This window comes from Nocardioides asiaticus, assembly GCF_040049175.1.
In the GTDB taxonomy this organism is placed as follows: domain Bacteria; phylum Actinomycetota; class Actinomycetes; order Propionibacteriales; family Nocardioidaceae; genus Nocardioides; species Nocardioides cheoyonin.
In genome coordinates, this window is record NZ_JBDZDM010000001.1 from 829,242 (window position 1) to 850,344 (window position 21,103).

Sequence of the window (21,103 nt, forward strand, 5' to 3'; positions counted from 1 at the left end):
CCGGTGATCAGCGCCGACGGCGGACCGGGAGTGTCGCGAGCGCGCCGATGATCACCACCAGGCCGAGCCCGATGAGCACGTAGCCCGGGACGTCCGAGGCGATCGCGTAGTCGCCCTCGCCGCGCGGGATCATCCCGAGGCCGAGCGGCACGAGCCACCCGACGGCGTACGGGACCCGGGTCCAGCCGCCCGGCGGCAGCGCGAGGAGCGTGACCAGCGTCGCGGCAGCGCCCAGCGCCAGGCCCCACCACCAGGCGTGGACCGCGACCGCGGAGAGCCCGATGACGAAGCCCGCGAGGAGCAGACCGACCGCGAGCAGACCGAGGACGGGCAGCGCCCGGCCGGTCACAGCCCGGCGAACAGGTCGGTCTCGAGGCCGTTGGGACCGACCGGGCCGAGGACGCCCTTCGCGATCCGGAAGTGCTCGAGGCCCCAGACCTGGTTGCCGACGTTGTTGGAGAGCGCGAAGAACGGGCCGTCGACCGTGATCTGGGTCGGATAGGCGCGCATCGCCGCCAACTTCTGGTCGACGTACGCCGTCGCGTCCACGGCCGCCGCGAGGTCCTCGTCGGGCGTCACCATCGGCAGCGGACCCTCCGGGTCGAGCCCCTCGAAGGTGGTGGTGTCGCCGGCGGCGCGGATCGCCCGGAGCGACTGCCGCATCCGGCCCTCCGACATCGCCGACCAGTAGATCTTCGCGATCTCCCAGGGCTCGCCGAGCTGCTTCTTGTACGACGGCACGGCCGCCAGCTGGGCGGCGTACATCGCCACCCGGTGGGCCTGGATGTGGTCGGGGTGGCCGTAGTTGCCGAACTGGTCGTAGGTGACCAGCACCTGCGGCCGCACCTCGCGGATGATCGTGACGAGGTGGTCGGCGGCCTCGTTCAGGTCGGCGTGCCAGAAGGCGTTGTCGTGGACGGTGTCGGCCGGGATGGCGTAGCCGTCCTGGTGCCACTGCATCCCGGAGTCGCGGTAGGTGCCGAACCCGCCGAGCCAGCGGTGGTCGATGCCGGGGCCGTCGGGGGCCAGCTCGGCCATCGCGGCGGCGATCTCGCCCTTGCGGTGCTCGCCGAGCCGGTCCTCGCGGTCGGCGGCGAGGTGCTCGAGCTCGGGCACCAGGATCTCGCCCATCTCGCCGGCGGTGCAGGTCACCAGGGTGACGCCGCGGCCCTCGGCGGCGTACTTCGCCATCGTCGCGCCGGTCCCGATCGTCTCGTCGTCGGGGTGGGCGTGGACGAGGAGGAGACGCTGGGCCGGCTGGTCGGCGGGAGTGCTGGTCACGCGCCGATCCTAGGCAGGCGTGTCGCGATCAGTCCCGCCGGATTACGGCGGCGAGCTCCGGCACCGCGGCGAGCTGGTCGTCGAGGACGGCCCGCGCGACCGGGACGGCGCCGACCAGCGGGTGCGTCGCGAGGGCGCGCACGGCGAGCTCCCGCGACCCGGTCAGGGCCGCCTCGACCGTCGTCCGCTCGACCGCCTTCATGCTCGTGACCAGCCCCTGCGCATGGAGGTCGAGCCGCCCGACGGGGCGCGGCCTGGGGCCGCCGGCGTCGATCCGGCAGGGCACCTCCACGACCGCCTCGTCGTCGAGGAACGGCAGCGTTCCGCGGTTGGCCACGTTGAGCACCAGGTCGGACGGCTCGTCGCGCGCGACCGCGCGCATCACCGCGAGCGCCACGGCGTCGTACCCGCCACCGTCGAGGTCGTACGGGTCCCGCTCGCCCGACCCGGTCAGCTCGCGGCTGTCGGCCATGTAGGTCTCCTCGCGCTGCCGCCGGGTCGCCTCCCAGGCGGCGTACGCCGTGGTGGGGTCCTTCGCGGCCGCCGCGTAGAACGCCTCCTGCTGCTCGCGGAGGAACTCGCCGCGGGTCTCCCGGCTCGTCAGCTCGGCGGCGAGGGCGTCGGTGCGGAAGTACCAGTACCAGAGGTACTCGTTCGGGATCGCGCCCAGCGTCCGCAGCCACTCGGGGCCGAACAGCCGACCCTCCTCGATCCGGCGCAGCAGCGGCCCGTCGGCGAGCAGCTCCGGCAGCCGGTCGGCCCCGTCGACGTAGACCGCCCGGAGCCAGCCGAGGTGGTTGAGACCGGCGTAGTCGAAGACCGCGTCGGCGGGGTCGATCTCGAGTGCCCGCGCGACCCGGCGGAACAGCCCGACCGGGGAGTCGCAGATGCCGATGACCCGCTCGCCCAGGCTGCGGCGCATCGCCTCGGTCACCATCCCGGCCGGGTTGGTGAAGTTGATGACCCACGCGGACGGGGCGTGCTCGGCGACCGTCTCGGCGACGCGTACGGCGGTCGGCACCGTGCGCAGGCCGTAGCACACGCCGCCCGCGCCGGTGGTCTCCTGGCCGATCACGCCGTGGGCCATCGCGACCCGCTCGTCGCAGACCCGGCCGGCGAGGCCCCCGACCCGGATCGCCGAGAAGACGAAGTCGGCACCGCGGACGGCGTCGGTCAGGTCGGTCGTCGTCCGCACCCGCGGCGAGCAGGGCACGCGCAGCTCCTCGAGGACCGCCCCGATCACCCCCAGTCGCTCCGCGCTGACGTCGTACAGCACCAGCTCGTCCACCCCGAGAGCGGCGGGATCGGCGCCGTCGCCGCTCACCGCACGGAACACCAGCGGGACGCGGAAGCCTCCGCCACCCAGGATCGTCAGCCGCACGCTGCTCCCTTCGTGAGTCCCGGCCGGCGACGGCCGAATGCACGTTGCCAGTCCGCGCCGATTGCAACAGACTGCCGCACACGGGTGAAGGAGGAAACCACGTGGCTGACGTCGACGGGACGGCGACGCCCGAGTACGACGTGTTCCTCAGCGGCACCGTGTTCCTCGACATCGTCTTCACCGGGATGCTCACCCCACCGAGCGGCGGACACGAGGTGTGGACCGACGGGATGGGCTCGAGCCCCGGCGGCGTCGCCAACCTCGCCGTCGCCTGCGCCCGGCTCGGGATGAGCACCGCCCTCGCCGCGGCCTTCGGTGGCGACGTCTACGGCGACTACTGCTGGAACCTCCTCGCCGACGGCGAGCGGATCGACCTCGCGCACTCGCGCAGGTTCGAGGGGTGGCACTCGCCCGTCACCGTCTCGCTCGCGTTCGACGACGACCGGGCGATGGTGACCCACGGCCACCCGCCGCCGGTCGCGCCCGAGGAGCTGGTCGCTGCACCGCCTCCGGCGCGGCTGTGCTTCTTCGACGCCGGGTCGCCGCGTCCGGGCTGGCTGGACGAGGAGATCGCCGCCGGCGCGAAGGTGTTCGCCGACGCGGGCTGGGACTCCACCGGCTCGTGGGACACCGCCCGGATGCGGGAGCAGCTGCGCGGCTGCTACGCGTTCGTCCCGAACTCCGACGAGGCGATGCGCTACACCCAGACCGACAGCCCGGGGGCGGCCCTCGAGGCGCTGCGCGAGTTCGTCCCGTTCGCCGTCGTCACCGCCGGCAGCGGCGGCGCCTTCGCCGCCGACAACGAGACCGGTGAGACCGCGTGGGCGCCCGGCGTCCCCGTCGAGGCGCTGGACCCCACCGGCGCCGGCGACGTCTTCCTGGCCGCGCTGATGCTCGGCACGCTGCGCGAGTGGCCGCTGCTGCAGCGGCTCCGGTTCGCCAACCTCTGCGCGGCGCTCTCGGTCAGGGACTTCGGCGGCGCCCTGGCGGCCCCCGGCTGGGGTGAGGTGGCCGCCTGGTGGGCCGAGGCCCGGCAGACGCCGAGGATGGGCAAGGACTACGCGTTCCTCGACGAGGTGATCCCGGCCGGGGTCCCGCGGGCGGTGTCCCGTGCCGCCGCGACCATCGGCCTGCGGCCGCTCCCGCCGCTGCCCACCGAACCCTCGATGCCCGACCAGCTGAAGGAGACCCGATGAGGAGTGGACGCGTGCTCGGCGCGTTGGCGGCCGCGGCGATGATCATCGCCGCGGGGTGTGCACCCGGATCCGACAACAGCGGCGGCGACGACGAGCCGTCGCCGTCCAGCGTCGAGACCGACGTCGCCTCGATGGGCGACATCACGCTGACGGTGTGGGACCAGGAGGTCCGCAGCGGCCAGGACAAGCCGCTCCAGGAGCTCAACAAGGAGTTCATGGAGAGATACCCCAACATCACCATCAAGCGGGTCTCGCGCTCCTTCACCGACCTGCAGAAGCAGCTCCGGCTGGCGATCACCGGCAACGACGTCCCCGACGTCGTCCAGGCCAACAACACCCGCGGCGACATGGGCGCGTTCGTGAAGGCCGGGCTGCTCCGCCCGCTCGACTCCTACGCCGAGGTGTACGGCTGGGACGACCGCTTCCCGGCCTCGATCCGCGCGGCCTCGTCGTACTCCTCCGACGGGAAGACCTTCGGCGAGGGCAACCTCTACGGCCTCCCGCTCACCGGCGAGTTCATCGGCGTGTGGTTCAACAAGGCCAAGCTGGACAAGCTCGGCATCGAGCCGCCGACGACCCTCGCCGACTTCGAGGCGGCGCTGAAGAAGGCCAAGGACGCCGGCGAGATCCCGATCCAGTTCGGTGACAAGGAGGGCTGGCCAGGGATCCACGAGCTCGGCTTCCTGCAGGACATGTACGCCGCGAAGGACGACATCCGCACGCTCGGCTACGGCCGCGAGGGCGGCTCATGGGACACCGCCGAGAACAAGAAGGCGGCCCAGACGCTGGTCGACTGGGTGAAGGACGGCTACTTCACCGACGGCTTCAACGGGATCGACTACGACCCGTCGTGGCAGGCGTTCGCCAAGGGCCAGGGCGTCTTCCTGATCAGCGGCACCTGGCTGCTCGCCGACCTGCAGCCCGCGCTCGGCGACGACCTCGGGTTCATGCTCCCGCCGACCGGGGACACCGGCGACCTCACGGTCACCGGCGCCACCGGGCTGCCGTTCGCGATCACCAAGGCGAGCGAGCACGCCGACGCGGCCGCGGCCTACATCGACTTCATCACCTCGAAGGACGCGATGGCCAAGATCACGAAGGCCGGCGGGCTGCCGATCGTCGACAGCGGCGTCGCGGTCAGCGGCACCCAGAAGGAGCTCTTCGACGCCTGGGAGAAGGCGCGCTCCGAGGACGCGCTGGTGCCCTACCTCGACTGGTCGACGCCCGACGCCTACGACCTGATCACCGCCGACGTCCAGGAGCTGATGGGCGGCGACAAGTCGGTCGACGACGTCATCGGCGACCTGCAGAAGGACTACTCCTCGTTCGTCGCCGACAACGCCGGTGGGTGACGGCGCACCGGAGCGCGGCAGCGCGGCGGCGAAGCCGACGCGCTCGCGCACGTCCTATGAGCCTCGGAAGGTCGCCTACCTCTACCTCGCCCCGGCGCTGGTCGTCTTCGCGGCGTTCCTGCTGTGGCCGCTGCTGCACGCCGTCTACCTCTCGCTCTACGAGTGGGACGGGATCGGGCTCGGCACCTGGGTCGGTCTCGGGAACTACAAGGACGTCCTGACCCAGCCCGAGCTGCGGGAGCCGTTCCTGCACTCGCTGGTGCTCATCGTGTTCTTCAGCGTGGTGCCGATCTGCCTCGGCCTGCTGCTGGCGTGGACGATGGTGCGCTCGCAGGTGCGCGGCGGCAGCGTCTTCCGTACGGCGGTGTTCCTGCCGCAGGTGGTGGCCATGGTGGTCGTCGCGATCGCCTGGGACCGGATCTACTCCCCCACCGGCTCGATCAACCACGTCCTGTCGTGGCTGCTCCCCGGCACCGTCACGCACGCCTGGCTCGGTGAGCCGTCGACGGCGCTGGTCTGCGTCGGGCTGGTCGGCTCGTGGGTCGGCACCGGGCTCTGCATGGTGCTCTTCCTGGCCGGGCTCTCGAAGGTCCCGCGCGAGCTCTACGAGGCGGCGACGCTCGACGGCGCGGGGTCGCTGCGGCAGTTCTTCGCGATCGGGCTCCCGCACGTGCGCGGCGAGCTCGCCGTCGCGCTGACGCTCACGATCGTGGCCGCGCTGCGCACCTTCGACCTCGTCTACGTGATGACCAGCGGAGGGCCGGGCACCTCGACCCGGGTCCCGTCGTACGAGGTCTACCGCTGGTCCCTCGAGGACGGCAAGGTCGGCTACGGCGTCACGATCGCGCTCCTGCTCACCGCGGTGATCCTGCTGATCACCGTCCTGGTCAACCGGGTGGCCGAGGGGGACGACACGTGAGCGCCGCGTCATGAGGACCTCGCGCGCCGAGCGGGCCACGGCGTACGCCGTGCTGGGCCTGGCCACGGTGCTGGCGCTCTACCCGATGCTGCTGATCCTCGTCCAGGCCCTGCAGCCGGACCGGATCGGCGACACCGGCGCGTTCCACATCGAGAACTTCAAGGCCGCCTGGGTGCAGGGCCACTTCGGCACCTACCTGCGCAACAGCGTGGTCGTCGCGGTGTGCGTCGTCGTGCTCAGCACGGCGCTGGCTTCGCTGGCGGGCTATGCGTTCGGCACGATGCGCTTCCGTGGCTCGAGCGTGCTCTTCTACCTGCTCCTGCTCGGGCTGATGGTGCCGAGCGAGGCGATCGTGATCCCGCTCTACTACGACCTGCGGTCGCTCGACCTGACCAACACCTACGTCTCGCTCGTCTTCCCGCAGGTGGCGCAGTCGCTCGCGTTCGGGACCTTCTGGATGCGCGCCTACTTCCGCAGCGCCTCCACCGACATCGTCGAGGCCGCCCGGATGGACGGCGCCGGCCACTTCCGGATCCTGTGGTCGGTGCTGCTGCCGATGGGCCGGCCGGCGCTGGCGACGATGGCGCTGCTGATCTTCATGTGGACCTGGAACGAGTTCCTGCTGCCGCTGGTGATGATCACCGACGAGGGACTGCGCACCGCGCCGCTCGGGCTGTCGAACTTCCAGGGCCAGTACACCTCGGGCACCGCCCTCCTCGCCGCCGGCGCAGTCCTGGTCGCGCTGCCGGTGGTCCTCGTCTTCCTCTTCACCCAGCGGCACTTCATCCGCGGCATGGTCGAAGGAGCCGTCAAGGGCTGATCACTCATCTGTGTATGTGGGCACATGCTCGGTAACCCAAGGAGGCAGCACGATGACCCTGCAACCCCCCGCACCCGTACGACGAGCGGCGACCGCCGCGATCGGCGCGGCGCTCGCCCTCGCCTGTCTCTCCGCCGCCCCACCGGACGCCTCGGCGACGCCGGCACCGGCCGCGCCGTCATCCGCCTCAGCCTCGTCATCCGCCTCCGCGTCGTCGCACCGGACCAGCCCGGACCTCGACGTACTCTTCATCGGCGCTCACCCCGACGACGAGGCCTGGGCCCTGTCCACCTTCGGGCAGTGGCACGAGGACGACGGCGTCAGGACCGGCGTCATCACCATCACCCGCGGTGAGGGCGGCGGCAACGCCGTCGGGCCCGAGGAGGGTCCCGCGCTCGGCAGGATCCGCGAGGCCGAGGAGCGACGTGCCGTCGGGCGTGCGCACATCACCGACATCTACAACCTCGACAAGGTCGACTTCTTCTACACCGTCAGCGCGCCGCTCACCGAGCAGGTCTGGGGCCACGACGAGACCCTCGAGAAGGTGGTCCGCGTCGTGCGCGAGACGACGCCCGAGATCATCGTGACGATGGATCCCGCGCCGTCGCCGGGCAACCACGGCAACCACCAGTACGCCGGCCGGATGGCTTTCGAGGCCTACCGCGACGCCGGCGACCCGACCAAGTTCCCCGACCAGCTCTCGGACGAGGGCCTGAAGGCATGGTCGCCCTCGAAGCTGCTGCTCGGCACCGCCCGCGGCACGGCGACCGGCACGGGCGAGCAGTGCCCGACGACGTACGACCCGGTGCGGCCGACGCAGGACATCTACGGGATCTGGCAGGGCACGCGGTCGGAGGAGTACGGCGAGACCTGGGCGCAGGTCGCACGCGAGGCGCAGCGCGAGTACGCCACCCAGGGCTGGGCCGGCTTCCCCGACACCCCGAGCGACCCGCAGCAGATCGGCTGCAACTACCTGACCCAGGTTGCGTCGCGAGTCCCGTTCACGCGCGGCGACCTCAGCGAGGCGGCCGCCGACCCGACGACCGTCCTGCAGGGGGCCGTGCTGCCGACACCCGGCGGCCTCCCGCTCGGCACCGGGCTGGAGGTGACACCCGAGCCGTTCACGGTCACGCCCGGCGGCACCACGACCGTCACGGTGACCGCGACCGCGCCGCCGCACCGCCGGCTGCGCGACGCCGTCCTCAGCGTGAGCGTCGGGGACGGGTGGACGGTCGACGGCGACGGCGCGATCGGGACGGTGAGAGCCGGTCGGTCGGTCACCCGCGACGTCACCGTCACGGCGCCCGACGACGCGGCGACCAACGAGCGCGCGCTCGTCTCCGTCGACCTCGCGTCGAACGGCCGGCACGGCTTCGGCGACACCGAGCTCGAGGTGGTCCCGACGGTGCGCGGCAGCTCCGAGCTGCTCCCGCAGGTCCAGAACTTCGAGGAGTACGCCGACGCCAACGGCTACCCGCAGATGGAGGGCTTCGTGACGCCGGTGCTCTCGCTCGCCTCGGGCGGCAGCCGGACGGTGGACGTCGAGGTCGAGAACTTCGGCGACGCCGCGGAGTCGGGCACCGTCAGCCTCGACCTGCCGGACGGCTTCGAGGCAACGCCGGCGACGGCGTCGTACGACGGGCTGGCGGCGGGCGACACGACGACGGTGTCGTTCACGGTGACCAACACCGACGCGTCGCTGCCGACGTCCAACGACGGCGGCGACGGCGGCGACTACGGCTACCGGATCGAGACGGCCAGCTCGGCGGGGAGCAGCACGACCAGCGCCGCCCTCGAGCTGGTGCCGTCGACGACGATCGAGGCGGCGCCGGCCGCGCCGACCGTGGACGGCGTGGTCGGGCCCGACGAGTACCCCGGCGAGACGCTCGACCTCAGCCGGGTCTGGGAGGGCGACGCCTGCGAGTCGGCGGCGGACTGCTCGGCGACCGGCCACGTGACGCGCTACGGCGACGACCTCTACGTCGCCGTCGAGATGACCGATGACACCCTGGGCACCGTCCTCGAGCCGTCGGACTGCAAGCGGCACTGGCGCACCGACTCGGTCGAGATCGCCCTCGACCCCGCCGGTGACTCGGAGAACACCGCGACCACCTTCAAGGCGCTGGTCCTCCCGACCACGACGTCCGGCGAGCCGTGCTTCGGCCGCGACGCCGACAACCACCAGGGCGGCCCGGAGACCGCACCTGGGATGGAGGTCGCCTCGACGGTGTCCGATCCGTACGACGGCTACGTCGTCGAGGCCAAGATCCCGGTCTCGCTGCTGCCCTCGACGGTCGACCCCGACCACCTCGGGATGGACCTGTTCGTCTACGACTCCGACACCCAGGACAAGACCGGCCAGACCCGGATCGGCTGGTCGACCTGGGGCGGCGTCCAGGGCGACCCGTACCGCTGGGGCGTCGCCACCCTGCCCGGGTGGACGCCGCCGGAGGAGCCGACGCAGGACCCGGTGATCCCGTCCGAGGCGCTGGCCAGCATCGACTCGCCGCAGACCCTCGCCCAGTCGGTCCGCAACGGCGTACCCGTCGCGGGCGGTCCTGCCGCCGACCGGCGTACGTCGGGCGAGGTGAGGCGGGCGGCCGCCGACGGCGACGCCGTCGCCGCCACGCTCCGGGTGCGCGGTCCGGGTGAGGGCCACCTCTTCGTCGTCGCTCCCGACGGGAGCGTGCTCGGGTCCACGGTCGCCGACCTCAGCCGCGGCGGCTCCGGCCGCCCGGTCGTCGTCCGCGTGCCCGTGGACGGCGACGTACCCGCCGGCTCCCGGGTGCTGCTCGGGTTCGCCGCCGAGTCGGGTGGTACGACGGCCAGCGCGGCGGCCGTGCGGTGACGCGCCGTCAGGTCACGCCGGGGGCCGCTTGATCCGCCGCGGGGACGTGGGCAGGTCGAGCGGCTCCGGCGCGACCGACGCGTCCGGCCCGTCCTCGGGGAGGTCGAACCAGCCGTCGTGCTCGTCGACGAGCACCTCGAGGACGAAGGCCGGCGCGTCGGTCTCCACCGCCCACGGATGGTCCTCGTCGTCGTCCTCGCCCTGGTAGCGCTCGCGGCGTACGCCGGCCCACCAGCCGTCGCTCCCGAGCTGCTCCGCCACCGCGCGGGCGTCGTCCTCCTCGAAGAAGACCGCGCGGTGGATCTCGACCGGCTCCTCCGAGGTGAGCCAGTCACGGATCGCCTCGACGAACGGCAGGTCGGGCTCCAACCAGTCGACCTCGTGGAGCTCCTCGACCGAGAGCCACCGCACGGCGTCGTGCCCGTCGCGCTCGCGCGGCCGCGCCTCCCCTGCGGTGATCCGGGCGGTCGCCGCCCGCAGCACGTGGGCCTCGCCGACCGGCGCCTCGCCCGGCAGCCAGTCGAGCACCTCGATCAGGCAGCCGAGCTCCTCACCGATCTCGCGCACCAGCGCCACCTCGGGGCTCTCGCCCGGCTCGACCTTGCCGCCCGGCAACTCCCAGCGGCCGGCAGCCTCCGCCGGAGAGGTACGGCGGGCCGCGAGAACCCGCTCGCGCTCGACGATCGCCGCCGCGACGACCAGCGTCCGCTCACTCATGCCGCCGCCTCCGTGGAAGAACAGAAACGATACGGACGCGGCGGCACGACAGCTCCGATGATCACTCGCTGACGCTCGCTCACGCCGCCGCCTCCGTGGAAGAACAGAAACGATACGGACGCGGCGGCACGACAGCTCCGATGATCGCTCGCTGACGCTCGCTCATGAGACCAGTATCTAGGCTGTCGGGGATGACGTCCGACGCCCGTCCGGTCACCTCGATCCGGCTGACGCCCACGGCTCCCGCGACCGCCGTGATCGATGCCCTCGCCGACGCCCATGGTGGCCGCCGGGGCGTCGCCGACGTCCTGCACGACCTGTCGCGGCACGGGCGGCGCGGCTTCGCGCCCGGGCGCGCGGTGAGGCACGCGGTCACCTGGGACTGCGCCGACAGGCACGACCCGACGTGGTGGCCGCAGGGCATCAGCTCCTCGGCCGACAGCTCCCCGTCCGAGCGTGTGCACGGCCTCCGGCTGCTCGCGGTCAGCTGGTACTCCAAGGCCGGCCTCGGCTCCCGGATCTCCTTCCTCGACCCCGACACCCGTCGCTACCAGCACGTGCGGCTCGGTCGTGCGCGGGCCGCTGACGGCGGCGGCGTAGCCTCGCTCGCCCCTCTCAAGGCTCACGCCGGCGGTCTGGTGTGGCACGGCCCGTGGCTCTACGTCGCCGCCACCGCCCGCGGGATCCACGTCGCCCACGTCGACGACGTGATGAGGGTGGACGGCGAGTGGGTGCTCCCGGTGCGGTTCACGTACGCCGCCTCGGCCGAGGATCCCGACGAGCCGCTCCGCTTCTCGTTCCTGTCGCTGGACCGGACGGAGCCCGTCTCGCTGCTCGTCGGCGAGTACGGCCGGACCGGCCAGTCCACCCGGCTCGCCCGCTTCCCGCTCGATCCGTCGACCCACCTCCTCGCCGGCGCCGAGGACGGCGTCTCCCGGCCGGCCTGGATCGACCCGAACGGCCCGCTGCAGGCACAGGGCGCGGTCGTCGCCCGCGGGCGGCTGCACCTGACGATGTCGCAGGGCCGGCGCCGGCCGGGGAGCGTGTACGCCGGCAGCCTCGGCTCGCTGCGTCGCCGCCGGTACGCCGCACCGGTCGGCCCCGAGGACCTCACCTACTGGCCCTCCACCGACCTGCTCTGGTCGGTCACCGAGCACCCGCCTTGGCGCTGGGTCTTCGCCATGCCGCGCCGGTGGTACGACTGACACGCGACCCGCGAGGAACGAGCGGGTCGCGTGGGTCAGGCGGGTCGAGCAAGCGCACGGCTGAGCTCGCGAGGCCGTGACCGCGCGCCGAGACCACTAACAGGCGTGCGCCCGGGTCCACCGGATCAGACCGGCGGTGTCGTTGGACATGATCCCGTCGACGCCGTACGACCTCAGCCGGTCCCAGTCCGCCCGGTTGTCCACGGTCCACGGGACGACCGCGATGCCCGCGTCGTGCATCGTCTCGACGAGGTCGGCGGTGACGAGGTCGTACGCCGGCAGCAGCGCCTGCCCGTCGAAGCTGCCGACCCAGGCGACGGGGTCGGACGGCAGGCTCTTGTCGACCAGTCCGGCCCGCGCGATGGCGGGGTCGAGGTCGTCGGCGTACGCCAGCGCCTTCGGGTCGAAGGACTGGAAGACGGTGCGCGACTCGAGCCCGTACCGCTTCACCAGGTCCACCACGATCGCGACCTGCGACCGGTCCCAGCCGGCCTTGAGCTCGGGCATGAGGTCCGCGCCGCTGCGCTTGGCGAACCGAAGGACCTGCTCGAAGGTGGGGACTCGGGTGCCGGCGTACCGCGCCGAGAACCACGAGCCCGCGTCCAGCCGCTCGACCTGCGCCAGGGTGAGGTCGCTGACCGGACCCGTGCCGTCGGTCGTGCGGTCGACGGTGTCGTCGTGGAGGACTACGGGGACGCCGTCCGCGGTGAGGTGCAGGTCGAGCTCGAGGTAGTCGCTGCCCAACCGCGCCGAGCGGCGCTCCGACGGCAGCGTGTCCTCCGGCGCCTCCTCCGACGCGCCGCGGTGGCCGATCGCGAGGCCCGTGCAGCCTGGGCTCACGAGGGGGATCGGTCCGGCGGACGTCGGGACGCCGGCCGTCGGGCCCGTCGAGACGCCCGCGGTGCCCGTCGACCCACCGCCGCCGCACCCGGCGAGCCCCGTCAGTCCGGCGAGGAGCAGCGCCGCGGCGACGCCAGCCGCCCGCCGGCGTACGTCCGCGGTCACCGGTCTCGTCACCGGTCTCGTCACCGGGGCCGGGGCACGCGGGCGAGCTGGCGGGACTGGGCGACGAGGCGGCCGGCGGAGTCCCAGACCTCGCAGTCCTCCTCGAACATCCCGCCCGCGAGGTTGCGGGTGGTGTGGTGGACCTTGAGCCAGCCGGGCTCGGGCAGGTGGCGGATGTGGGCGGTCAGCTCGAGCGTGGGCGCCCAGCCGGGCATGCCGAGGTCGAAGGTGACGGGTGGGAGCGCGTCGACGACCTGCAGCAGCGAGAGCGGGTCGGGCTCGCGGTGGTCGTGGAGGCGGTACCAGGCGCTGATCGTCCCGTCGCCGCTCGGCTCACCCACCGCCCACGTCACCTGGTCGGGCGCGAAGAGCATCTCGAACCGCTCGAGCATCGGCGACACCTTCCGGAACGCGTCCGGCGCCAGCGACGTGGGCACGCACCGGTCCCGTGGCGGCAGGTCGGGCTCGACCGCCGTCACCCGCTCGACGGGGTTGCTCTTCTGATGGAGGGCGGCGAGGTCGCCGTACGTCGCCAGCGTGGTCAGGCGGAGCTCGTCGCCCTGCCAGAGCTCGGCGGCGGCCGTGGCGAGCGAGCCGCCGTCGCGGCGTACGTCCACGCGCACCTCGGCTGGCCCGGGGACGCTGGCGCTGCAGTAGTAGGCGCTGACGACGATCGGGTCCGGCTTCGCCGCGAAGTGCTGCCGCAGCGCGCTCCCGACGACGGCGAGCAGGTAGCCGCCGTTGATCCCCCCGCCCACGACCCAGCCGGCCGCGAGGTCGGCGGCGTACGCGGTCTCGCCGACGCTCACGACGGCGATGTCCCGGTCGAACTCGGGGACCTCGGTTGCTGCTTCTGCCACGTCGGGCAACCTATCCGGCAGGATGTGGACCGTGGACCAGCGCCCCTCTGACCGGCCGCTCGACCGTCATCCGCACTGGGTGTACGACCCGGGAGACGAGCCCGACCCGCGGTTCTCGCTCGCCAACGAGCGGACCTTCCTGGCCTGGGCACGCACGGCGCTCGCCATCCTCGCCGGCGCCGTCGCGCTGCACTCCCTCGACGTACCCCCCACCGGGTGGCTTCGCACCGTCCTCGTCGTCCTGCTCGTCCTGCTCGCCGTCGTCTGCACACTGATGTCGATCATCCGCTGGGCGCGCGTCGAGCGCGCCATGCGCCTGCGCCAGCGGCTTCCCGCCTTCACCGCCGGCTTCATCCTCTCCGGCGCGCTCGTGCTCGTCGGCGTACTCATCGGCATCGCGCTCATCCTCGATTGACTGATCCTGCGCATCGCCGGTCAAGACCAGCGGGCCAGGCCGCACGGTCGGTGCAGGACTGTCGGTGGTCACCGCTAGCTTTGGGAACACCAGATCGAACCGGTCTCTGCTGCTTGAGGAGGTGTGTCATGGCCGAGCTGACGCCGGTGCCGGCGGTGCTCGCCTCGGTGCGGCACGCCCGCCGCGAGGTCGCCCGCGCCGCCCACCTCACCGGGCTGTTCCCGCGCCCCGACGAGGTCGAGGCGACACTGCGGGAGCTGGGCGCCCTCGAGGCCCAGACCACCGCCCTCCGGCTGCGGGTGATGGCGTCGGCCGGGCCGGTCGCCGCATCCACCGGCGCCCGAGATGTGGGCGCCTGGTGGGCCGACGCCCTGCGTGCCGACCACCGCGCCGCGCGGGCGGACCTCAAGCTCGCCAAAGCACTCGGCCGGTACGAGGTGCTGGCCGCCGCGCTGGCCGACGGCACCGTCTCGGTCGACCAGGCCCGCGTGACCGCTCGCGCGCTCGACGCGCTGCCCGACGACCTCACCCCCGGCGAGGTCGCGAAGGCGGAGGCGGTGATGGTCGAGGAGGCCGCACGGCTCGACCCGGCCCGGCTCCGCAGGGTCGGCGCCCACCTGCTCGAGGTCCTCGACCCCCAACGCGCCGAGACCGAGCTCGGCAAGAGACTGCTCGCCGAGGAGGAGAGGGCCCACCGGCGGACCTCCCTGACCATCACCGACCCCGGCGACGGCACCGTCCTCCTCCGCGGCCGGCTGCCCAGGGCCACCGGGGTCCGGTTGAAGACCTACCTCGACGCCTTCACCCAACCCCGCCTCGCCCAGCTCGCCGAACGCGGCAAGACGATCCCCTACGACAGGCTCCTCGGCCACGCGTTCGGGCAGCTCCTCGAACGGATCGACCCCGACAAGCTCCCCCACCACGGCGGCGACACCACCACCCTCATCGTCACAATCCCGGTCGACCAGCTCAACAGCGAGCTGGGTTCGGCATCCATCGGCAGCGACGGCGAGATCTCCGCCGCCGAGGCCCGCCGACTCGCCTGCACCGCCGGCATCATCCCCGCCGTCCTCGACACCCACTCCGAGGTGTTGGACCTCGGCCGCAAGACCCGGCTGTTCACCCCCGCCCAACGCAAAGCCCTCCGGATCAAGTACGAGACCTGCGCGGTCGACGGCTGCGACATCCCCGCCCCCTGGACCGACGCCCACCACCTCCACCCCTGGGCCACCGGCGGCCTCTCCGACATGAACAACGCCGTCCTCTTCTGCCGACACCACCACCGACTCGCCCACAACCCCAACTACGCCCTCACAAGACACCCCGACGGCAGCATCAGATTCCACAGGCGGACGTGAGAGCCGGGCGCTCAACCTATGGCCGCCAGACAGCAGAGTCGTGGGCGAAGAGGACCTGCCGCGGATCGAGCTCGAGGATCCGGCTCATCCAGGGCGACGGCTCAGGCAGCGGTGACACGTGCCCGAGGCCGGCCGCGCGGGCCGCGAGCGCGTCGGCGGACCAGGCGGACGCCGTGTCGCGTGCCTGACCGGCGAGGACAACGGTGCCGTCGACGCACCTGACGACCACCGACTGGTGCCCGTCGACGTGGCCGGGCGTGGGTACGACGAGCACGTCGGGAAGGATCTCGGCCTCCCCGTCGAGCAGCTCATAGCGAGCGCCGGGGAAGTCGACGAGCTCCTCGACCGTGTAGTCCCCCGCACGGGCGGTGTCGAGCTCCCGCCGCTGGCTGAGGATCGGCCGACCGGCGAACCTCGGGTTGCCGCCGATGTGGTCGAAGTGGAGGTGGCAGTTCACGACCAGCGCGACGTCGTCGACAGCGACGCCGTGGCGACCGAGCGCCGCGTCGAGCGGGACGCGACGAGGCTGGTACCACGCCTCGGTCTCCTCGTCCGCCTCGCCGAGCCCGGTGTCGAGGAGCAGCGGACCCGCGGGCGTGCGTACGAGATAGCCGTAGACCGCCTCGACCCGGGGCGCGCCGGTGCCCGTCTCCTCCGCCGGGCGGACGAAGGTGCCGAGATCGAGACGTACGACGTCGTCGCTCCTCACCCGGCGACCCTACGACGGCGCAACGGCGCGAGGCGGGCTCCGGCGTCGGCAGAACTCGGTCACGGGCCGAGCCGTCACGTGACAGGGTCGCCGCATGCCCGATCGCGAGCCCGGAGCAGAGGTGGCCCGCCGCCTGGTGACGGAGCGCTTCCCCGATGCGCGAGCGGCCTGGCTGGGCGGCTCGGTCGCACGCGGGCAGGCGACGGTGACGAGCGACCTCGACGTCACCGTGCTGCTGGGCCGCCCGCCGGCGCCGTACCGAGAGTCGCTGACGTACGCCGGCTGGCCGGTCGAGATCTTCGCGCACACCGAGGAGCGCGAGCCCGCTGGACCGGGCGCGGCAAGTGGCTGCTCCGCGAGGTGAACGAGGCTGATCCGGAGCTGGGCGAGGGTGCGGTGGCAGCGCTCGCGGCGGCGGTCACCGGCGACGGCGTACCCCTGACGGAGCTGGCCGACGAGGTGCTCGCGGCGTACGGCGGCCGCCTGCGCGACGGCTTCCGGCTCGCCGGCCAGGGACCAGCGCCCCAAGGTCCAGCCCACGAACCGTCACCCGCCTGAAACATCTGTTCCATACTGTTTCACCCATGACCGCGCTCCAGCCAGGCACAGGTCCGATCACCGCGGGGACATACCTGCCGGCCGACGTCGACGCCGTTATCTGGGGGCGGCTGCCCTGCGAGGCGGACGCACCGGTCCTGAAGGTCGACCCGGGGGCCGAGGTCACCATCGACACGATCAGCCACGAGGGCATCCTCGAGGACCAGGGCCGCGACCCGAAGCGCTTCTTCGGGGCGTACGACGTCGACGAGGTGCTCGCGGACGCGGTCGCCCTCGCGGCGTCGGACCACCCGCGCACGTTCGGCGTCGACGGGCCGCACGTCGTGTCCCGCCCGATCGAGGTCACCGGCGCGCGGCGCGGCGACCTGCTGGCGATCACGGTGCTGGAGACGCTGCCCCGGGTGCCGTACGGCGTCATCTCCAACCGCCACGGGCGGGGCGCGCTGCCCGACACCTACCCGCTCGGCGGCGAGCAGGTCCACAGCGTCTTCGCACCGGTCGTCGAGGGACCGGACGGCGTGCCGCGCGGCCGGGTCGGCCCGGCGACGTTCGAGCTCGCGCCCTTCCTCGGGATCATGGGCGTCGCGGTGCCCGGCAGCGAGCGGCCGCACAGCGTGCCGCCCGGCCCGCACGGCGGCAACCTCGACATCAAGCTGCTGACCGTCGGCAGCACGCTCTACCTCCCGGTCCAGGTCGACGGCGCGCTGGCGTACGTCGGCGACCCGCACTTCGCCCAGGGCGACGGCGAGGTGAGCCTCACCGCGATGGAGGCGAGCCTGCGGGCGACGCTGCGGTTCGACGTCGTCGCGCGGGAGGACGCCGTCCGCGAGTTCGGGGACCTGGTCGGGCCGCTGGCCCGCACCAGTGAGTACCTCGTCCCCACCGGTCTCGACGAGGACCTCGACGTCGCGACGCAGAACTGCGTCCGCGCCGCGATCGCCCTGCTGCGGGCCAGGTACGCCATGGACGAGCGGCTCGCCTACGCCTACCTCTCCGCGGCCACCGACTTCCACATCTCCCAGGTCGTCGACGTCGTCAAGGGCGTCCACGCCGCGATCCGGCTGGCTGACTTCGAGCTGACGGACTTCGGTCCGGCCGACGTCGAGCGGGCCGAGGGGGCCTGATGGCACAGCAGCTGCGACCGACCCCGGCCGGTCTCCTGGAGGCGTTCCGCGCCTACGAGCAGGCGCTGATGAGCAACGACCTCGAGGCGCTCGACCGGCTCTTCGCGCCCGGCCCGGCCACGCTGCGCGGCGACGCGAACGGCCTGCTCGTCGGCCACGACGCGATCAGCCGCTTCCGCGGCGCCCGCGGCGGCGCCCCGCGCCGCACGATCGTCCAGACCCACGTCCAGGTGATCGACGACGACCACGCCCTCATCGTCGCGGTGACCGAGCTGGGCCGCGGAGGCCGCGGCCTCCAGACCCAGCTCTGGGCCCGCAGCGAGGTCGGCGAGTGGCAGGTCACCGCCGCCCAGGTGAGCGTCCCGCCGCCGGCGTACGACGGCCGGGTCTGGCGCCTCGTCGGCGACCCGCTCGTCCCGGCGACCACCGACGACGGCCCCCTGTCGGGCGAGACGGTGGCCGTCAAGGACCTGTACGCCGTGGCCGGCCAGCGGGTCGGCGCCGGCAACCCCGAGTGGCTCCGTCACGCGCAGCCCGAGCCGGCCCACGCCGCCGCGGTCGCCCGCCTCCTCGACGCCGGCGCGACGATCCGCGGCATCGCGCGCACCGACGAGTTCGCCTACTCGCTCGCCGGCCTCAACGCGCACTACGGCGCTCCGCCGAACCCCAAGGCGCCCTACCGCATCCCCGGCGGCTCCTCCAACGGCTCCGCGAGCGCGGTCAGCCTGGGCCACGCGAGCGTCGGCCTCGGCACCGACACCGGCGGCTCGATCCGGGTCCCCGCCGCCTACCAGGGCCTCTACGGCATCCGTACGACGCACGGCGCGGTCGACCGGAGCGGACTGCTCCCCCTCGCGCCGAGCTTCGACACGGTCGGCTGGCTCACCCGGTCGGCGTTCCTGCTGCAGGCGGTCGGCGACGTGCTCCTCCCCGAGCCGGACGCCGCGGCCACCACCGGCAGCACCCGGGTCGTCACGGTCCCGGCGCTGCTCGGGCTGGCCGAGTCCGACGTCGCCGCCGCCGTACGCGACGCGAGCCCCGCCGACGCCGCCTCGGAGGACTGGCCGCTCGAGGACCTCCTCGGCGAGCGGAGCACCTGGCTGAGCGCGTTCCAGACCTGGCAGGCGTACGAGGCGTGGCAGGCCCACGGCGAATGGCTCGCGACCCGGCTCGACACGCTCGGCGCCGACGTACGCGGCCGGTTCGAGCGCGCCCGCGACACGAGCGAGGAGGTCGCGCAGCAGGCGAAGGCGACGGTCGACGAGGCCCGCGACAGGATCCGCGAGCTGGTCGGCGACCGCATCCTCGCCCTCCCCAGCGCCGCGTCGGTCGCGCCCCTGCCGGCGCACGCCCAGGCCGCCCGCGACGCGACGATGCGGCTCACCTGCCTGGCCGGCCTCGGCGGCCTGCCGGCCGTGAGCGTCCCGGCCCGGACGCTGCGCGGACTGCCCGCCGGGCTCTGCCTGGTCGCCGCACCTGGCCGCGACCGCGACCTGCTCGCCTACGCGGTCGACCTGGCCGAGCGGTCGTCGCGACCCGCGTAACAAGAACGCAACGTACGTTTCATACGTAGGAACGATCGTTTCACTACCGTCGTGCTGACGGAGAGACGAGGTGGAGATGGAGCTCGAGGAGTTCAACGCGCTGGGCGAGCCGGCAGCGGCGGACGTCGTACGACCCTGCGTCGAGATCGACTCGTTCGTCGAGACGGTCGTCGCCGGCCGTCCGTACGCCGACCTCGAGTCGCTGCTCTCGACGGCCGCCGCCCAGACCGACGGCTGGACACCTGCGGAGGTCGAGCGAGCGCTCGCCGGCCACCCGCGAATCGGTGAGCGGGTCGCCGGCTCCGGCCTCAGCGCACGGCTCGCCCGCCGGGAGCAGTCCGGGGTGGACCAGGAGGACGCCGCCGTCCTCGAGCGGCTACAGGAGGGCAACCGGCGCTACGAGGAGACCTTCGGCCGGATCTACCTGGTCCGCGCCGCCGGTCGCTCCGCCGAGGAGCTCCTGGCACTGCTCGAGAAGCGGCTCGGCAACGATCCGGAGACGGAGCTGCAGGTCACCAAGGAGCAGCTCGGCGAGATCGCGCTGCTCCGCCTCGAGCGCCTCTTCGGGGAGGAAGCGCAGTGACCAGTGTCAGCACCCACGTCCTCGACGCCGCCCTCGGCCGGCCCGCCGTCGGCGTGTCGGTCACGCTCACTCTTCCCGACGGCAGCACCAAGTCGGGCAGGACCGATGCCGACGGCCGCGCACGCGTCGACGGCGGTCTCTCCGCCGGCACCCACGTGCTCGCCTTCGCCACCGGCGACTGGTTCGCCGCCCACGGCCGGGAGACGTTCTACCCCGAGGTGACCGTCTCGTTCACCGTCACGGAGAGCGAGCACCATCACGTCGCCCTTCTGCTCAGCCCGTTCGCCTACACCACCTACAGGGGCAGCTGATGACCGGCACGATCAAGCTCGGCGCCAACCAGCACGGCAAGGCGGAGGTGCGCGTGGTCAAGGTCGACCGCGCCGGGCCGACCCACGTCCTCCACGACCTCAACGTCTCCTCGCAGCTGCGCGGCGACTTCGAGACGGCGTTCACCGAGGGCGACAACGGCCATGTCCACGCCACCGACACCCAGAAGAACGTCGTCTACGCGAAGGCGAAGGAGCTCGGCGTCGCCTCGCCCGAGGCGTTCCTGCTCGAGCTGGCGGCCTACTGGAGCCGGCAGCCGTACGTCCACGGCTCGGTGATGAAGGCCGAGTCGTACGCCTGGGAGCGGCTCGCGCCCAACGACCACTCCTTCGTCCGCACCGGACAGGAGACGCGCACCGCCGTCGTCAACACGTACGGCGAGGAGAGCCTCGTCGTCTCGGGCCTCACCGACCTGGTCGTCCTCAAGTCGACCGGCAGCGAGTTCTCCGGCTTCCCGCGCGACCGCTACACGACGCTGCAGGAGACGACCGACCGCATCCTGGCCACCAGCGTGACCGCGTGGTGGCGCTGGACAGAGCACCCCGAGGACTGGGACGAGGTGTACGACGGGATCCGCGAGATGCTGCTGAGCACCTTCGCCGACGTGCACTCCCTCGCCCTGCAGCAGACCATCTTCGAGATGGGCAGGGCGGTCATGGAGAAGTACCCCGCCGTGGCCGAGTTCCGGATCAGCTGTCCCAACAAGCACCACTTCCTGGTCGACCTGTCCCCCTTCGGGCTGACGAACGACAACGAGGTCTTCTTCGCCGCCGATCGCCCCTACGGCCTCATCGAGGCCACGCTCTGCCGCGACGGCGTCCCCGACGAGCCGCGCGCCTGGGCGTCAGTCCCCGCGTTCGCCTGACCCGCTCCTCAGCGAGCATCCAGGAGAAGACCC

Annotated in this window: 22 protein-coding genes; 15 read left to right on the plus strand and 7 right to left on the minus strand. The window is 72.8% G+C overall.

All coding sequences use genetic code 11. From position 1 onward, the window contains the following. Positions 1-7: 7 nt before the first annotated feature. The 3 genes from ABLE53_RS04025 to ABLE53_RS04035 are packed head-to-tail and all read right to left on the minus strand — an operon-like array spanning position 8 to position 2,662. Entirely contained in the window at positions 8-349 is a 342-nt protein-coding gene (locus tag ABLE53_RS04025) for a hypothetical protein (protein ID WP_348857376.1), read from the minus strand. Next, complete coding sequence (gene mshB / locus ABLE53_RS04030) at positions 346-1,281, minus strand: N-acetyl-1-D-myo-inositol-2-amino-2-deoxy-alpha-D-glucopyranoside deacetylase (RefSeq protein ID WP_348857377.1); 936 nt, start codon at positions 1,279-1,281, stop codon at positions 346-348. The genes ABLE53_RS04025 and mshB overlap by 4 nt, the downstream gene beginning before the upstream one ends. Before the next feature lie 28 nt (positions 1,282-1,309). After that, positions 1,310-2,662, minus strand: coding sequence for a 6-phospho-beta-glucosidase (locus ABLE53_RS04035; RefSeq protein ID WP_348857378.1), 1,353 nt, complete (start codon positions 2,660-2,662; stop codon positions 1,310-1,312). A 101-nt stretch (positions 2,663-2,763) separates the two neighbouring features. On the opposite strand from ABLE53_RS04035, the gene ABLE53_RS04040 reads away from it, so the two are divergent. Genes ABLE53_RS04040 through ABLE53_RS04060 form a run of 5 tightly spaced genes read left to right on the plus strand, consistent with a single transcriptional unit; the run spans position 2,764 to position 9,797 of the window. Further along, complete coding sequence (locus ABLE53_RS04040; protein WP_348857379.1) at positions 2,764-3,858, plus strand: PfkB family carbohydrate kinase; 1,095 nt, start codon at positions 2,764-2,766, stop codon at positions 3,856-3,858. Then, on the plus strand, positions 3,855-5,210 hold the full coding sequence (locus ABLE53_RS04045) for an extracellular solute-binding protein (RefSeq protein WP_348857380.1): 1,356 nt from the start codon (positions 3,855-3,857) through the stop codon (positions 5,208-5,210). The genes ABLE53_RS04040 and ABLE53_RS04045 overlap by 4 nt, the downstream gene beginning before the upstream one ends. Continuing rightward, positions 5,203-6,129: a carbohydrate ABC transporter permease gene (locus ABLE53_RS04050; protein ID WP_348857381.1), complete on the plus strand. Its 927-nt coding sequence runs from the start codon at positions 5,203-5,205 to the stop codon at positions 6,127-6,129. The genes ABLE53_RS04045 and ABLE53_RS04050 overlap by 8 nt, the downstream gene beginning before the upstream one ends. A 10-nt stretch (positions 6,130-6,139) precedes the next feature. Then, positions 6,140-6,949, plus strand: coding sequence for a carbohydrate ABC transporter permease (locus ABLE53_RS04055; protein WP_348857382.1), 810 nt, complete (start codon positions 6,140-6,142; stop codon positions 6,947-6,949). A 52-nt stretch (positions 6,950-7,001) separates the two neighbouring features. Further along, positions 7,002-9,797, plus strand: coding sequence for a sugar-binding protein (locus ABLE53_RS04060; protein WP_348857383.1), 2,796 nt, complete (start codon positions 7,002-7,004; stop codon positions 9,795-9,797). A gap of 12 nt (positions 9,798-9,809) precedes the next feature. Here ABLE53_RS04060 and ABLE53_RS04065 read toward each other — a convergent pair whose 3' ends face one another. Further along, entirely contained in the window at positions 9,810-10,514 is a 705-nt protein-coding gene (locus tag ABLE53_RS04065; protein ID WP_348857384.1) for a (deoxy)nucleoside triphosphate pyrophosphohydrolase, read from the minus strand. Positions 10,515-10,705: 191 nt separating this feature from the next. Between ABLE53_RS04065 and ABLE53_RS04070 the strand changes: the two genes are divergently transcribed. Further along, positions 10,706-11,719: a hypothetical protein gene (locus ABLE53_RS04070; RefSeq protein WP_348857385.1), complete on the plus strand. Its 1,014-nt coding sequence runs from the start codon at positions 10,706-10,708 to the stop codon at positions 11,717-11,719. A 96-nt stretch (positions 11,720-11,815) separates the two neighbouring features. On the opposite strand, the gene ABLE53_RS04075 is transcribed toward ABLE53_RS04070, so the two are convergent. Next, the gene (locus tag ABLE53_RS04075) at positions 11,816-12,736 is read right to left on the minus strand and encodes a glycerophosphodiester phosphodiesterase (RefSeq protein WP_348857386.1); all 921 of its coding nucleotides are present in this window, start codon (positions 12,734-12,736) and stop codon (positions 11,816-11,818) included. Positions 12,737-12,744: 8 nt separating this feature from the next. Next, positions 12,745-13,584 (minus strand): thioesterase family protein, encoded by an 840-nt coding sequence (locus ABLE53_RS04080; protein WP_348857387.1) that lies wholly within the window; start codon positions 13,582-13,584, stop codon positions 12,745-12,747. A 31-nt stretch (positions 13,585-13,615) separates the two neighbouring features. Here ABLE53_RS04080 and ABLE53_RS04085 point away from each other — a divergent pair, with 31 nt between their 5' ends. Beyond that, the gene (locus ABLE53_RS04085) at positions 13,616-13,999 is read left to right on the plus strand and encodes a YidH family protein (RefSeq protein ID WP_348857388.1); all 384 of its coding nucleotides are present in this window, start codon (positions 13,616-13,618) and stop codon (positions 13,997-13,999) included. A 128-nt stretch (positions 14,000-14,127) separates the two neighbouring features. After that, positions 14,128-15,357 carry an HNH endonuclease signature motif containing protein gene (locus tag ABLE53_RS04090; protein WP_348857389.1) on the plus strand — a complete coding sequence of 410 codons (1,230 nt, stop codon included), beginning with the start codon at positions 14,128-14,130 and terminating at the stop codon, positions 15,355-15,357. A 16-nt stretch (positions 15,358-15,373) separates the two neighbouring features. Here ABLE53_RS04090 and ABLE53_RS04095 read toward each other — a convergent pair whose 3' ends face one another. Continuing rightward, a complete protein-coding gene (locus tag ABLE53_RS04095; RefSeq protein ID WP_348857390.1) occupies positions 15,374-16,066 on the minus strand; it encodes an MBL fold metallo-hydrolase in 693 nt (230 codons plus the stop codon). Positions 16,067-16,160: 94 nt separating this feature from the next. On the opposite strand from ABLE53_RS04095, the gene ABLE53_RS04100 reads away from it, so the two are divergent. The 7 genes from ABLE53_RS04100 to pucL all read left to right on the plus strand — a co-directional run bounded on the left by ABLE53_RS04100 (position 16,161) and on the right by pucL (position 21,070). After that, positions 16,161-16,430 carry a nucleotidyltransferase domain-containing protein gene (locus tag ABLE53_RS04100; RefSeq protein ID WP_348857391.1) on the plus strand — a complete coding sequence of 90 codons (270 nt, stop codon included), beginning with the start codon at positions 16,161-16,163 and terminating at the stop codon, positions 16,428-16,430. Continuing rightward, positions 16,427-16,624, plus strand: a complete 198-nt coding sequence (locus ABLE53_RS04105; RefSeq protein WP_348857392.1) for a hypothetical protein — start codon at positions 16,427-16,429, stop codon at positions 16,622-16,624. The genes ABLE53_RS04100 and ABLE53_RS04105 overlap by 4 nt, the downstream gene beginning before the upstream one ends. A gap of 26 nt (positions 16,625-16,650) precedes the next feature. Beyond that, entirely contained in the window at positions 16,651-17,748 is a 1,098-nt protein-coding gene (locus ABLE53_RS04110; RefSeq protein WP_348857394.1) for an acetamidase/formamidase family protein, read from the plus strand. Beyond that, positions 17,748-19,292, plus strand: a complete 1,545-nt coding sequence (locus tag ABLE53_RS04115) for an AtzH-like domain-containing protein (RefSeq protein WP_348857395.1) — start codon at positions 17,748-17,750, stop codon at positions 19,290-19,292. Before ABLE53_RS04110 ends, ABLE53_RS04115 begins: the two co-directional genes overlap by 1 nt. Positions 19,293-19,368: 76 nt before the next feature. Further along, entirely contained in the window at positions 19,369-19,875 is a 507-nt protein-coding gene (gene uraD / locus ABLE53_RS04120; protein WP_348857396.1) for a 2-oxo-4-hydroxy-4-carboxy-5-ureidoimidazoline decarboxylase, read from the plus strand. Next, a complete protein-coding gene (gene uraH / locus ABLE53_RS04125) occupies positions 19,872-20,186 on the plus strand; it encodes a hydroxyisourate hydrolase (RefSeq protein WP_348857397.1) in 315 nt (104 codons plus the stop codon). Before uraD ends, uraH begins: the two co-directional genes overlap by 4 nt. Then, positions 20,186-21,070, plus strand: a complete 885-nt coding sequence (gene pucL / locus ABLE53_RS04130; RefSeq protein WP_348857398.1) for a factor-independent urate hydroxylase — start codon at positions 20,186-20,188, stop codon at positions 21,068-21,070. Before uraH ends, pucL begins: the two co-directional genes overlap by 1 nt. Positions 21,071-21,103: the final 33 nt, after the last annotated feature.